Annotated in this window: 9 protein-coding genes and 1 pseudogene; 3 read left to right on the forward strand and 7 right to left on the reverse strand. The window is 70.8% G+C overall.

Going from position 1 to position 13,676, the window contains the following annotated elements; genetic code table 11:
* Positions 1-17: 17 nt before the first annotated feature.
* The 4 genes and pseudogenes from glpK to ACWEKM_RS34220 all read right to left on the reverse strand — a co-directional run.
* Positions 18-1,538, reverse strand: coding sequence for a glycerol kinase GlpK (gene glpK / locus ACWEKM_RS34205; protein ID WP_451625155.1), 1,521 nt, complete (start codon positions 1,536-1,538; stop codon positions 18-20).
* A gap of 21 nt (positions 1,539-1,559) precedes the next feature.
* Positions 1,560-2,297 carry an MIP/aquaporin family protein gene (locus tag ACWEKM_RS34210; RefSeq protein WP_451625156.1) on the reverse strand — a complete coding sequence of 246 codons (738 nt, stop codon included), beginning with the start codon at positions 2,295-2,297 and terminating at the stop codon, positions 1,560-1,562.
* A 340-nt stretch (positions 2,298-2,637) separates the two neighbouring features.
* The gene (locus ACWEKM_RS34215; protein WP_451625157.1) at positions 2,638-4,287 is read right to left on the reverse strand and encodes an EAL domain-containing protein; all 1,650 of its coding nucleotides are present in this window, start codon (positions 4,285-4,287) and stop codon (positions 2,638-2,640) included.
* A gap of 239 nt (positions 4,288-4,526) precedes the next feature.
* Positions 4,527-4,718: pseudogene (locus ACWEKM_RS34220) on the reverse strand (benzoylsuccinyl-CoA thiolase); the annotation flags it as partial.
* Between the two features lie 158 nt (positions 4,719-4,876).
* Here ACWEKM_RS34220 and ACWEKM_RS34225 point away from each other — a divergent pair.
* Positions 4,877-5,413 (forward strand): NUDIX domain-containing protein, encoded by a 537-nt coding sequence (locus ACWEKM_RS34225; RefSeq protein WP_451625158.1) that lies wholly within the window; start codon positions 4,877-4,879, stop codon positions 5,411-5,413.
* A 9-nt stretch (positions 5,414-5,422) separates the two neighbouring features.
* Here the strand turns inward: ACWEKM_RS34225 and ACWEKM_RS34230 are convergent, their stop codons facing one another.
* Positions 5,423-7,783 carry a glycoside hydrolase family 31 protein gene (locus tag ACWEKM_RS34230; protein ID WP_451625159.1) on the reverse strand — a complete coding sequence of 787 codons (2,361 nt, stop codon included), beginning with the start codon at positions 7,781-7,783 and terminating at the stop codon, positions 5,423-5,425.
* Positions 7,784-7,997: 214 nt separating this feature from the next.
* Here ACWEKM_RS34230 and ACWEKM_RS34235 point away from each other — a divergent pair, with 214 nt between their 5' ends.
* Together ACWEKM_RS34235 and ACWEKM_RS34240 are read left to right on the forward strand one after the other, a co-directional pair.
* A complete protein-coding gene (locus ACWEKM_RS34235) occupies positions 7,998-9,965 on the forward strand; it encodes an acetoacetate--CoA ligase (protein WP_451625160.1) in 1,968 nt (655 codons plus the stop codon).
* 133 nt (positions 9,966-10,098) lie between these two features.
* Positions 10,099-10,992 (forward strand): hypothetical protein, encoded by an 894-nt coding sequence (locus ACWEKM_RS34240; protein ID WP_451625161.1) that lies wholly within the window; start codon positions 10,099-10,101, stop codon positions 10,990-10,992.
* A gap of 71 nt (positions 10,993-11,063) precedes the next feature.
* Here the strand turns inward: ACWEKM_RS34240 and ptsP are convergent, their stop codons facing one another.
* Complete coding sequence (gene ptsP, locus ACWEKM_RS34245) at positions 11,064-12,734, reverse strand: phosphoenolpyruvate--protein phosphotransferase (RefSeq protein ID WP_451625162.1); 1,671 nt, start codon at positions 12,732-12,734, stop codon at positions 11,064-11,066.
* 96 nt (positions 12,735-12,830) lie between these two features.
* On the reverse strand, positions 12,831-13,280 hold the full coding sequence (locus tag ACWEKM_RS34250; protein WP_451625163.1) for a PTS sugar transporter subunit IIA: 450 nt from the start codon (positions 13,278-13,280) through the stop codon (positions 12,831-12,833).
* Positions 13,281-13,676: the final 396 nt, after the last annotated feature.

Raw genomic sequence — 13,676 nt, forward strand, 5'->3', positions numbered from 1 at the left:
AACACGACCTCTGCCGACTAGTCGGCGTCCTCCTCCAGCCAGCCGAAGCTCTTCTCCACGGCCTTGCGCCAGTTCCGGTACTCGCGGTCGCGTACCGACCCCTCCATCGTCGGCGTCCATTCCGCGTCCTGCCGCCAGTGCGACTTGAGCTCGTCGAGGTCGTTCCACACCCCGGTCGCCAGGCCCGCCGCGTAGGCCGCGCCCAGGCAGGTCGTCTCGGACACCCGGGGCCGGATCACCGGCACGCCCAGCACGTCGGCCTGGTGCTGCATGAGCAGGTTGTTCTTGGTCATGCCGCCGTCCACCTTCAGGGTGGTGATCCGCACACCGGAGTCCTGGACCATGGCGTCCACGACCTCGCGCGTCTGCCAGCTCGTCGCCTCCAGCACCGCACGCGCCAAGTGGGCCTTGGTGACGTACCCGGTCAGACCGGTGACGACCCCGCGCGCGTCGGAGCGCCAGTACGGGGCGAACAGGCCCGAGAAGGCGGGCACGATGTACGCGCCGCCGTTGTCCTCGACACTCCGCGCCAGTGGCTCGATCTCGTCGGCGCTCCTGATGATCCCGAGCTGATCGCGGAACCACTGCACGAGCGCGCCCGTTATCGCTATGGACCCCTCCAGGCAGTACACCGGCGCCTCACCGCCGATCTTGTAGCCCATCGTCGTCAGCAGCCCGCTCTTGGACGGCACGGGCCGGTTCCCCGTGTTGAGCAGCAGGAAGCTGCCGGTGCCGTACGTGTTCTTCGCGGTGCCGACGTCGTAGCATGCCTGCCCGAACACGGCTGCCTGCTGGTCGCCCAGCGCCGACGCGACAGGGACGCCGGCGAGTTGGCCGACGGCGGTCCCGTAGACCTCCGCTGACGACCTGATCTCCGGGAGCATCGCTTCGGGCACGTTCATCGCGGCGAGGATGGCCGGGTCCCACTGCAGAGTCTCCAGGTTCATCAGCATGGTGCGGCCCGCGTTCGTCACGTCGGTGACATGCCGTCCGCCGTCGGTGCCGCCCGTCAGGTTCCAGATCAGCCAGGAGTCGACGGTGCCGAAGGCGATCTCGCCGCGCTCCGCGCGATCCCGGAGCCCCGGCACGTTGTCGAGGAGCCAGGCGACCTTGGGGCCGGAGAAGTAGCTCGCCAGCGGCAGCCCGGTCTGCTCGCGGAAACGGTCCTGCCCGTCCGAGCCGCCCAGTTCGTTGCACAGGGCCGCCGTCCTCGTGTCCTGCCAGACGATCGCGTTGTGCACGGGCTTGCCCGTCGCCCGGTCCCACAGGACCGTCGTCTCGCGCTGGTTGGTGATGCCGAGCGCGCTGAGCTGGTCGGCGCGCAGCCCGGCCTTGGCGAGGGCTTCGGCGACCACGGCCTGCACCTTGGACCAGATCTCGGTGGCGTCGTGCTCCACCCAGCCCGGCTTGGGGAAGATCTGCCGGTGCTCGCGCTGGTCGACGGCGACGATCGCGCCGCCGTGGTCGAAGATGATGCAGCGGCTCGAGGTGGTGCCCTGGTCGATGGCGGCAACGTACTTCTCGGCGGTGTCCGTCATGGCCGTCCCTTGGTCGCTCGGTCAGAAGGCTGCGTTGTAGATGAGGCCCGCGAGCGCCCCGCCGATCAGCGGGCCGACGACCGGGACCCAGGCGTAACCCCAGTCCGACGTGCCTTTGTTCGGGATCGGCAGGACGGCGTGCACGATGCGCGGGCCGAGATCGCGCGCCGGGTTGACGGCGTACCCGGTGGGCCCGCCGAGGGAGAGCCCGATGCCGACCACGAGCAGCGAGACGATCAGCGCGGTGGTGCCGGACTCGCCGAGCCCCTTGGTCAGGCCGAAAGCCAGGACCGGCAGGACGAGAGCGATCGTCGCGATGATCTCCGTGATCAGGTTGGCCACCGGATTGCGGATCTCCGGGACGGTGGAGAAAATCCCGACGGTCGGTGTCGGTTCCTGCGCCGAGTCCTCCTTGCGCACGTTCGCCTGGAACTGGGCCAGGTAGACGAGGTACGCGAGGACGGCGCCGAGCATCGCTCCGATCATCTGGCCCAGCAGATACACCCAGACCTTGTCCCATGCGCCGGTGTCGACGGCGATGCCGATGGTGACCGCGGGATTGAGCTGCCCGCCCGACAGGGGGGCCGCGGTGTACGCCCCGGCCAGCACCCCGAATCCCCAGCCGAACGCGATCACGACCCACCCCGAGGCCCGCGCCTTGGAGTGTCTGAGGGTGACGGCGGCGCAGACTCCGGCACCGAAAAGGATCAGGATCGCGGTGCCGATGATCTCGCCGACGAATATGTCTGCATTGCTCATGGCGGCTCCTAGGCGCTGGCTCCCGGGGGATCTGCCCCGGCCCTGCATGCAGGAACGGTTCCCTTGGCGACCTCCGCCGAAGGCAGGGCGAATCCCGTGCCCCGCCCGGCGGCCGTGACGAGCGTGCCGTCGCAGCCGAATCGCCCGTAGGAGAGCGGGCCATGGCTCAGGAAGGGCCCGCGCGGCGCAGTGCCCAATGACGCCGAGAACGTACGGCGATGCCGACCGACACCGGGAAGTGTTCACCGGCGGCCGGGGAGCGTCAAGGTCGCCGACGGCAACGGTGACAGCCACGCGCGTGTGCCCCACGCCCCTCAACCGGCCTCGTGGGGGCGGCCGTTCAGCTCCGGGGCTCGACCGCCGCATAACCCGCCTGGGGGGACGGCAGGCCGGAGCCGTGCCGGATCTCGTACCCGGGCAGCCCCGCCCGCGCCAGTACCCAGCTCGCGCCGCTCAGTTCCTTCGCGGCCTTCTTCAGCGGGGCCAGACAGCCCGCGGCCTGCCGGTGGTCGACCACGCTGCCCGGTGCGCACACGACGGTCGCCAGGGACAGCGTGACGGGACGGCCGCCCGCAGACCAGGGGGCGCCGAGCACGGCCGCGGCCAGCGGATCGAGGACTTCCTCGTCGGCGAGCACCAGGAAGTCGTCACCGCCGATGTGACCCACGCGCGTGTGCCCGGTCATGGCCTGTTGCAGCGTCCGCCCCACGGATCGGATCAGCTCGTCGCCGGCCGCGAAACCGGCCCCGTCGTTGACCTGTTTGAAGTGGTCGATGTCCAGCCAGCTCAGGGTGAAGCCCCGCCCGCCGGCGATCCGCCGGTCCACCTCACCGGTGATCGCGTCCGAACCCGGCAGCCGTGTCAGGGGATTGAGCCCGGCCGCCTCCTCGACGCGCGTCTCGGCCAGCGCCCGCACCAGGTCGGCGAGCCGGACGACGCCCACACAGCGCCCGCGGTGGTCCACGACCGCCACGTCGTCCGAGGTGCGGTCCCGGCCGCCCACCGCCACGACGTCCAGAACCTCCCAGGCGGTGGCGTCGACGCCGACCGTGCGCGGCGGGTCGCCCAGCTTGAACGCGGGCCGGTCGGCGTACAGAGCGTGCCCGTAGCGGCCCGACATCGACAGCAGGAACCGCGAGCGGTGCACCGAGCGCACCGGGGCCCCGAACTGGTCCACCAGCAGCACTCCGGACGCGTCGGGCGTCCCGGTCAGCAGCGCCCGGACCTGGCCCGCCGAGGCGGTCACCGGCAGCAGCGCGGCGGGCCGCACGAACTCGCGCACCGTCGGCCCCGACCGCGGCACGGTCAGGGCGTCCGGGAAGCGGGGCGGAACGTATACGTCCGCGGCGGGAATCCGGGACGGCGGCGCGAACAGCTCGCCCTGTGCCAGCTGCGCACCGGCCGACAGCGCCGCCGCGTGCTGCAGTTCGGACTCCACGCCCTCGACCGCCAGCAGGGCGCCCAGATGCTCACACAGCGTCCGCATGGCCCGCACCGCGGCCGGCCGGTTGAGCAGCGAGGCATCGAGCTTCACCAGGTCGGGGGCGATGTCGGTGAGCAGTCTGAGGGGTACGTCGCCCTCGCCGATGCCGTCGGCACTGATCCGGAACCCCTGGCCGCGCAGCGCCGACAGTGCGTCGAGGAGCGCCCGCTGCGGTACGTGCGTGTAGGGCGGGACGATGTCGAGGGTCACCTCCCACGGCAGGCGTCCCGCCCCGCGCACGGCGTCGTGCAGGGGAGTGAGGCCGCCGAGGTCGGCGAGCGTGGCGGCGAACACGTTGATGTGCAGGGGCAGCCGCCGCTCTGTGCGAGCCGCCGCGCGGAAGGCCAACACGGCCAGTCCGCCGTCGAGTTCGGGGTCGCGACGGGCTTCGGCCAGGATGTCTCCGGTCTCCGGGCGGGCGAGCGTCTCCAGTGCGACGACCCCGCCGGTGGCGAGGTTGACCACCGGCTGGAAGGCGAAGCGGAGAGTATCCGTCCAGGGGTGCACGGCAGCATGATGGCGCTGCCGACGCGCGCCCAGGCGCAGTTCATGAGACGTTCACGCAGCATTCCCGGTCGATCACACAGCGTAGGAGAACCCTTGCCACCCTCCCGTCCCAGGTGCTTCGTCCGTCGCCCGTCAGCGCAGTGCGATCACCGACGAGCCGTGCCCGAACAACCCTGGTCGGCGGCGATCCCCACGCGTGCTCCGGCGATCTGCCGCTCGCCTGCATCTCCCCTCAACTGCCAGATGCGACCACGTCGCGACAGCGGCGTTTCCACCAGGGTGCCGCCGGGGCAGCCGGGGCTGCGGCAGCGGGGGTCCTCGCGGGGGAAGCAGACCGTGGCGCAGGCCGAGCGGCGGGTGCTCAGGAGCCGGAACGCGTCCCCCTCGCCGGCGAAACAGCCGAACACCGCCGGTGTGCGTGTGCGCGACAAAGCCGCTCCGGAGTCATCGGATCTGACGGAACGTCAGAAGCGAGGCGCCGCGGTGATGGCACGAGGCGGCCGAATGGGCAGGCCGCGCCGCGGACCGGACGGCTCCATCGGGAGAGCTTCCGGAAGCCGTCCTTCCTATGATCGGATACAGTCCGCGCGTGTCCGAATATCAGCACCCAACCGCCAACTCCGAGCCGAACTCGCACTGTTCGAGCTGCGGAGCGCCCCACGGAGAGGGAATCTCCGGCTGGCCCCGCACCTGCCCGGCCTGCGGGGCCGTCGCCTACCGCAACCCGCTGCCGGTGGCGATCGCCCTTCAGCCCGTGTACGACCCGAAGGGCACCGCGCTCGTCGTCATCACCCGCACCGTCGCACCCGCGCGCGGAGGCATCGCGCTGCCGGGCGGCTATCTCGACGACCGGGAGGACTGGCGGCAGGCCGTCGTCCGCGAACTCATGGAGGAGACCGGCATCGACGCCGCCGCCCGCGACGTACGGCTCATGGACGCGATGAGCTCGCCCGACGGGCACCTGCTGCTGTTCGGGCTCCTCCCGGAGCGCCCCGCCGACGCGCTCCCGCCGTCCCAAGCGACCGACGAGACGGAAGGCCGGCACCTGCTGCGCAGGCCCGAGGAACTCGCCTTCCCCCTGCACACCCTGGCCGTACGGGCGTGGTTCGAGGGCAGGTACATCTGAGCCCGGGGCTCACCCGAGCCCCCGTATGCGCACCGGGTGGCACGGCTCACGCACGCCGTCCTCCCCGTCCCGCGTGACCACGACCCGACGCCCCGACCAGCGGGCGACGTAGCGTTCGAGCTCCGGTTCGTCCCAGCCGTCGCCCGCATCCGGCACCACCGGCCCACCGCCGGTCCGGCCGCGGGCCGGCGCCCACACCTCCAGTTCGAGCCCGCCGTCCGCGCCCCGCACGGGCACGACACCACCCGCGCGTGCGAGCACCGGAATCCGCGACAGCGGCGCGTCGACGAGTACCTGCGCCGGTCCCTCGTAGACCCGCTCGGTGACCGTGTCGTACCAGCGCCCGCGCGGCACGTACACCGCACGCCGGTCGGCGCCCGGATCCAGCACCGGCGCCACCAGCAGACTGTCGCCCAGCAAGAACGCGTCCTCACAGTCACGCAGCGCCCGGTCCTCCGGAGCGCCCCACCACACCGGACGCACATAAGGCGCGCCCGTACGCCGGGCGAGATGCGCCAGCGTCATGAAGTACGGCAGCAGACGCCGACGCTCCACCAGCGCCACGCGCGCGTGCTCCAGCACCTCGTTGCCGAACTCCCACGGCTCCCTGCGCCCCGCCCGCAGGCTTGCGTGGGTGCGGAACAGCGGCAGGTACGCGCCGAGCTGGAACCAGCGCAGAAACAGCTCGGGCGACGGGCTCCCGTCGAAACCGCCCACGTCCGGCCCCGAGTACGGCACCCCGCACAGCCCGAGGCCCAGCACCAGGGACAGGGACGCCCGCAGCCCCGGCCAGCCGGTGGCCACGTCCCCGGACCACGTGCCCCCGTAGCGTTGCATTCCGGCCCAACCGGAGCGCGAGAAGAGGAACGGCCGCTCCTGGGGGTTCAGCTTGCGCAGCCCCTCGTGAGCCGCGTCGGCCATGCACAGCGCGTACACGTTGTGCGCCTCCCTGTGGTCTCCGCCGCGGCCCTCCAGGAAGTGCCGGGCCGAGCGGGGCAGTGTCGACTCCCCGAAGGCACTGAAGGACGTCGGCTCGTTCATGTCGTGCCAGAAGCCCGCGAAGCCCTGAGCGAGCCGCTCCTCGTACAGCCCGCCCCACCACGTGCGCACGCGCGCGTGCGTGAAATCCGGATGGACCGACTCGCCCGGCCACGACACGCCCCGCACCACCTGACCCGAAGGGTCCCGGACAAAGGCGTCCACGGCCGTGCCGCCGTCGTACACGGCGTTGCCCGCAGCGGCCTTCACCCCCGGGTCGACGATGGACACCAGCCGGATCCCCTCGCGCCGCAGCTCCTCGGCGAGCGCCGGCAGCTTCGGGAAGCCCTCGTGGTCGACGGTGAACACCCGGTGCTCGTCGTAGTGGTCGATGTCCAGATGAACGGCGTCCAGCGGCAGACCACGCTCCCGGTAGCCCGCGACGATCCGACGGACCTCCTGCTCGCTGCCGAAGCCCCAGCGCGCGTGATGGTGGCCGAGCGCCCATGCCGGCGGCAACGCGGGCGCCCCCGTCAGCGAGGCCCATACGTGCAGCACGCGCGCGGGGGTGCCCACCATCACCCAGCAGCGCAACGGGCCGCCGTCCATCCGGAGTTCGCACCTCCCGGTCCGGTCGTGGCCGGAGCCGGCGCCTTCCTCGCCCTCCCGCAGCGTCACCGTTCCGTCCCATGAACTGTCATGGAAGACCAGATGCGTCGCCGCGTCGGCAACCACCAACTGCACCGGCATGGTGATGTAGAGCGGATCGTCGCCGGGGGAGAAGGCACGGCCGGGATCGGTGTTCCACAGCCGGTACGTCCCGTCGCGCAGCCGCGGCCCGGACGCGCGCCCGCCCAGACCGAAGAAACGCGCATCGGCGGCCACCTCCGAGCGCTGCATCCAGCGCGCCGGGCCCCCGCCGACCGGCTCCCACCACCGGGGTGGCAGATCCCGGCGGAGCATGACGCCCCCGGGCGTGCACACCTCGATCGCCCCATGCCGGGAGACGACCACCGTCACCCGCTCCGCCACGACCCGCCAGCCGCCGTCGGTGTCCGGCTCCAGCACGGCCCGGGGATCGGGGTCCGGACAGCGTCCCGCGAGCGCGTACGACGGCTCGGGACCCGCCCCGTCCCAGCCCCAGAAGACGGCCCCGTTCACGGCGACGGTGATCCGCAACTCGGACCTCGTGAACCGGATCACACCACCCCCGGGCCCGGGCTCCGCACCCCGCACCGGACCGGGCACCCGCGCGCGTTCCGCGCCGCGCGGCGGCAATCCGACCGCGTCGGTACGCCTTCTGCGCCACGCCGCCCGCACGGTACGCAACCCCTGAGCCGCTCTCATCGAACCGACCAACCTCACCGAACGCACCAGGTCACGACCGTCCATGCTGATCACCCTGCCATTGAGCGCCGCACACATGCGTGTCGTTCAACTGCCGTTCACCCGTGCCGGGACCACATCCTTACGACACGGAGTATGTGGGGCGCACCCTGGTGTAGAAGTCGATCACATGGCATCGTCCGTGTCAGCCGAGTCACGCGCACCATGTAATCCCGTGCGCGAGCAACGCACACGACGCGTACAGTCCGGGAGCCGCCCCATGTCGACCGCGAACCCCCTGCCGCTCTGGCAGCCAGATCCGGAACGGATCGCCCAGGCACGCATCACCGAGTTCCAGTCCTGGGCGGCCGAACGGCACGGCGCCCCGTCCCAGGGCGGCTATCCGGCACTGCACCGCTGGTCCGTGGACCAGCTGGACACCTTCTGGAAAGCCGTCACGGAGTGGTTCGACGTACGCTTCTCGACGCCCTACGCGCGCGTGCTCGGCGACCGTTCGATGCCCGGCGCACAGTGGTTCCCCGGGGCGACCCTCAACTACGCCGAGCACGCCCTGCGCGCCGCCACGGCCCGCGCGGACGAACCCGCGCTCCTGTACGTGGACGAGACCCACGAGCCACGCCCGGTCACCTGGACCGAGCTGCGCCGACAGGTCGGCTCCCTGGCCGCCGAACTACGCGCCCTCGGCGTACGCCCGGGGGACCGTGTCAGCGGCTACCTGCCGAACATCCCGCAGGCCGTCGTCGCACTCCTCGCCACGGCCGCCGTCGGCGCCGTCTGGACCTCCTGCGCCCCCGACTTCGGCGCCCGCAGCGTCCTCGATCGCTTCCAGCAGGTCGAACCGGTCGTCCTGTTCACCGTGGACGGCTACCGCTACGGCGGCAAGGAGCACGACCGCCGCGACGCCGTGGCCGAACTGCGCCGCGAACTGCCCACCCTGCGCGCCGTTGTCCACATCCCGCTCCTCGGCACCGAGGCGCCCGACGGCGCCCTGGACTGGTCGGCGCTGACCTCGGCCGACGTGGAACCCGTCTTCGAGCAGGTCCCCTTCGACCACCCCCTGTGGGTGCTGTACTCCTCCGGCACCACCGGCCTGCCCAAGGCCATCGTCCAGTCCCAGGGTGGCATCCTCGTCGAGCACCTCAAACAGCTCGGCCTGCACTGCGACCTAGGCCCCGAGGACCGTTTCTTCTGGTACACCTCGACCGGCTGGATGATGTGGAACTTCCTCGTCTCCGGCCTGCTCACCGGTACCACGATCGTCCTGTACGACGGCAGCCCCGGACACCCGGACACCGGCGCCCAGTGGCGGATCGCCGAACGCACCGGCGCGACCCTCTTCGGCACCTCGGCCGCATACGTCATGGCCTGTCGCAAGGCCGGCGTGCGCCCCGCGCACGACTTCGACCTCTCCCGGGTGCAGTGCGTCGCGACCACCGGGTCGCCCCTGCCCCCCGACGGGTTCCGCTGGCTGCACGACGAGGTCCGCGACGATTTGTGGATCGCCTCCGTCAGCGGCGGCACGGACGTGTGCTCCTGCTTCGCCGGAGCCGTGCCGACGCTGCCCGTCTACACCGGCGAACTCCAGGCCCCCGGCCTGGGCACCGATCTGCAGTCCTGGGACCCGAGCGGCAAGCCCCTCATCGACGAGGTGGGCGAACTGGTGGTCGCTAACCCCATGCCGTCGATGCCGATCTACTTCTGGAACGACCCCGACGGCAACCGCTACCACGACAGTTACTTCGACACCTACCCGGGAGTCTGGCGGCACGGCGACTGGATCTCCATGACCTCCCGCGGCACCGTCGTCATCCACGGCCGATCCGACTCCACGCTCAACCGCCAGGGCGTCCGCATGGGCTCCGCCGACATCTACGAGGTCGTCGAACGCCTCCCGGAGATCAAGGAGTCCCTGGTCATCGGCATCGAGCAGCCCGACGGGGGCTATTGGATGCCGCTGTTCGTGCACCTGGCCCCGGGAGCCGTCCTGAACGAGGACCTCCGCAACCGCGTCAAGCAGGCCATCCGCGCACAGCTCTCGCCCCGCCACGTCCCCGACGAGATCATCGAAGTGCCCGGCGTCCCGCACACCCTCACCGGAAAGCGCATCGAGGTCCCCGTCAAGCGCCTCCTGCAGGGCACGCCCCTGGAGAAGGCAGTCAACCCGGGCTCCATCGACAATCTCGATCTGCTGGACTTCTACGAGGCATTGGCACGCAAACGCGGCTGAATGATCGGCGGAAAATCTAGACAGGTCCCATTTCACCCACCCCCTGTCGCCCCGGCTCTCACCGAACCGGGCCCGTTGTCAGTGCCGCCGGTTACTGTGAGTGAGCATTGATCGACTGCACACAGGGGGAAACATGGCGCACACCGACCACCAGACCATGCGACGCGTCCTGCGCCGCGAGATCGCCGGCACCCTCGGCCTGCTGACCGACGAGCAGGACTTCCGAACCATGCGGCGCTACCGCACCTTCGCCTTCGACGACCACACCGCCTACCTCCAACAGGTGGAAGCCCTCCTCAGGATCCGCGCCGCCCACGGCAACCACACCACCGTCGCCCTGTTCGACCCCGAGGAATACGCCGAATTCTGCGCGGACACCGGCCTCGAACCGGACACCCCCGCGAGCCGCGCACGCTTCACCGCGGAACTCGCCGCCACGGGAGCCACCGTTCCCTACGAGGGCCAGGACCTCGTCGACCTCGTGCCCTCACTCGTCGACGCCGCCGTCCGACAGGCCACCTGGGAATACGCCAGCACCCTGCTGGCCCGCCTCGGCCCCTGTGCCACCTGCGGAGAAGACATCGGACACGCGGCCTTCACCCGGGCCTCGACCCTCCTCGTCCGCATCCTCGACACGGCCTCGCCCGGCGACCGCCACCTGGTGTGCAGCGTCTCGGGAACAGCGGAAACCCTCGTGTCCGTCCTCCACGCGGACCAGGACACGGCAGGTGCCACACAGTTGGACGAGACAGAGGCCCTCGAATTCACGACGGTCCTGGCACTCGGCATCGCCACCCCCAGCCCCGGGGGGCTCGTCATGCGCACCAGCGCCCCCGGCACCGCCGACCGCGTCTACGGCTGGCGGATCCGGCAGGACGGCCTGGAACCCCTCACGGCCGGAGAGGTCTTCGACGCCTACTGCACCGACGTGGAATCGGGCGAGCTGATCTCCCCCGAATCAGGAGTCGACTACTGCGAACCTCCCGACCTCGGAGACAACGGCAGGACACCGGGACACCACCACTGAACGCACCAGGGGCGCCCCGCCCGCGCGCGGAGCGCCCCTGGACAACTGCCGAGACCGCCCGGCGCCACGCACTACTCCCCGGACAGCACCGCTTGGGCCGCGGCGCGCGCCTCCTCGGCGCTGTCCGTCACCCGAGCCGCGGACGCGGCCCGCTCGCACTGGGCCAGCGTGTGCTTCGCGAGCGTCGCGCGGACATAGGGAATCGATGCCGCCCCCATGGAGAGCGAGGTGACACCCAGCCCTGCCAGCACACAGGCCAAGAGCGGGTCCGACGCGGCCTCACCGCACACCCCACAGCTCTTGCCCTCGGCCCTGGCCGCTTCCGCCGACAGCGCGACCAGGTCGAGCAGCGCGGGCTGCCACGGATCCTGCAACCGGGACACCGCCCCCACCTGACGGTCCGCGGCGAACGTGTACTGGGCGAGGTCATTGGTCCCCAACGACAGGAACTCGACCTCCTGAAGGATCGAACGCGCCCGCAGCGCGGCCGAGGGGATCTCCACCATGGCGCCGAGCTTCGCCTGCAGCCCGGCCGCCCGGCACGCGTCCGCGAACGCGCGAGCGTCGGCACGGTCGGCCACCATCGGCGCCATCACTTCGAGATGGACCGGAAGTCCCTCGGCCGCCCTGGCCAGCGCGGTCAGCTGTGTCCGCAGGATCTCCGGGTGGTCGAGCAACGCCCGCAGACCCCGCACACCCAGTGCCGGGTTCGGCTCGTCGGACGGCGTCAGGAAGTCCAGCGGTTTGTCCGCACCCGCGTCGAGCACCCGCACGACCACCCGGCCCTCCGGGAAGGCATCCAGCACCTGCCGGTAGGCCGCGGCCTGCTGCTCCTCGGCGGGCGCGTTCTTGCTGTCGTCGAGGAAGAGGAACTCGGTACGGAAGAGACCGACACCCTCCGCACCCGCCTCCACGGCCGCCGGTACGTCCGCCGGACCGCCGATGTTCGCCAGCAGCGGGACCTTGTGCCCGTCGGAGGTGGCACCCGGCCCGGTCGAGGCGGCAAGCGCGGCCTTGCGCTCGGCCGCTGCGGCCTCCAGCTGCGCCTTCCTCTCCTCGCTCGGGTTCACGAAGATGCCGCCGGTGCTTCCGTCGACGGCGATCACCGTGCCCTCGGCAAGCTCACCGGCACCCGGCAACGCGACCACGGCCGGGACCCCGAGCGCACGCGCGAGGATCGCGCTGTGACTGGTCGGCCCGCCCTCCTCGGTGACGAAACCGAGGACGAGGGCCGGATCGAGCAGCGCCGTGTCGGCCGGCGCCAGATCACGAGCGACCAGTACATACGGCTCGTCGCTGTCCGGGACGCCCGGCATGGGCACCCCAAGCAGCCGGGCGACGATACGATTCCGCACATCGTCGAGGTCGGCCACCCGCCCCGCGAGGTACTCACCGGCGCCGGCCAGCAGCTCGCGGTATGCGGCGAAGGCGTCGTAGACGGCGCGCTCGGCCGTGCTGCCGACGGCGATACGGCGCTCCACGTCCGCCATCAGCTCGGGGTCCTGGGCCATCATGGCCTGTGCGTCGAGCACCGCCTGGGCCTCGCCCCCCACCAGGTTGCCGCGCGCTGTCAAATCGGTCGCCACAGCGTCCACGGCCTGACGGGCGCGCCCCTGTTCACGCTCCGCCTCCTGCGCGGGAATCTGCTGGGCAGGCGGCTCCAACTCAGCCGTTCCCATGTGCCGAACCTCGCCGATCGCCACACCGTGGCTCACGCCGACGCCTCGAAGTGTTGTCTCCATCTCACCCGCCTCCGGTAGTGCGGCGGGCCCCGCCGCCGCGGTGCTTGTCCGACTCGCCGTCATGCGACGGCACCGACGTCACTCCCCGTCAAGACGTCACTCCCAGTCGAAGAGACTGTCGCCCGCCTTTACGTCGCCGTCTTCACGGAGGTCGGAGAGGGAGTCGGCCGTGGCCTCCAGCGCCACGACCGGACACACCGGAGACTTGCCGGCCGACTCGACGGCGGCAGGGTTCCAGTGCACGACGGCCTGACCGCGCGTCACGGTGTCGCCCTTGTCGACGAGCAGTTCGAAGCCCTCGCCATTGAGCTGCACGGTGTCGATACCGAGGTGTGTGAGCACACCGTGCCCCCGTTCGTCGACGATGACGAAGGCGTGTGGGTGCAGCGAGACGACGACGCCGTCCACGGGAGCGACGGCCTCGCAGGGCTCCCGCACGGGATCGATCGCGGTGCCCGGTCCGACCATGGCCCCGGAGAAGACCGGATCGGGTACGGACGCCAGAGCGATGGCGCGTCCTGCCAGGGGGGACAACACGGTGGTCATGGGAAGCCTCCCAGGGGCGGAGATCAATGATGGGCCGTCACCGTCAGTCCGGGACGGCGCACTGAGCAGCAGCGTATGTCATGTGAAGTACGGGTTCCGCACGAAAGTTACCATTTAATGGACTAGACCACCAGTAATAGATTTGCGCGTTCTTCACGGTCCCTTGTACAGTCGTGCACCTGCTTGAGACCAGGGCCGCCATCGGCTGTCCTTGCTCAGCAGAACCCATACTCATCAGATCCTTATCTCGGGATCCCCTTCTGCATGCCCGCAGGAGAGTGGTCAGGGAGACGGAAAATCACTGATAGAGTCGGAAACACCGAAGGGAAGCGCCCGGAGGAAAGCCCGAGAGGGTGAGTACGAAGGAAGCGTCCGTTCCTTGAGAACTCAACAGCG

This window comes from Streptomyces sp. NPDC004752, from assembly GCF_053601275.1.

Excerpts from the sequence above, each read along its gene's own strand:
- glpK (WP_451625155.1), bottom strand. The coding sequence starts at position 1,538 with ATGACGGACACCGCCGAGAAGTACGTTGCCGCCATCGACCAGGGCACC.
- ACWEKM_RS34210 (WP_451625156.1), bottom strand. The coding sequence starts at position 2,297 with ATGAGCAATGCAGACATATTCGTCGGCGAGATCATCGGCACCGCGATC.
- ACWEKM_RS34230 (WP_451625159.1), bottom strand. The coding sequence starts at position 7,783 with ATGGACGGTCGTGACCTGGTGCGTTCGGTGAGGTTGGTCGGTTCGATG.
- ACWEKM_RS34235 (WP_451625160.1), top strand. The coding sequence starts at position 7,998 with ATGTCGACCGCGAACCCCCTGCCGCTCTGGCAGCCAGATCCGGAACGG.
- ACWEKM_RS34240 (WP_451625161.1), top strand. The coding sequence starts at position 10,099 with ATGGCGCACACCGACCACCAGACCATGCGACGCGTCCTGCGCCGCGAG.
- ptsP (WP_451625162.1), bottom strand. The coding sequence starts at position 12,734 with ATGGAGACAACACTTCGAGGCGTCGGCGTGAGCCACGGTGTGGCGATC.
- ACWEKM_RS34250 (WP_451625163.1), bottom strand. The coding sequence starts at position 13,280 with ATGACCACCGTGTTGTCCCCCCTGGCAGGACGCGCCATCGCTCTGGCG.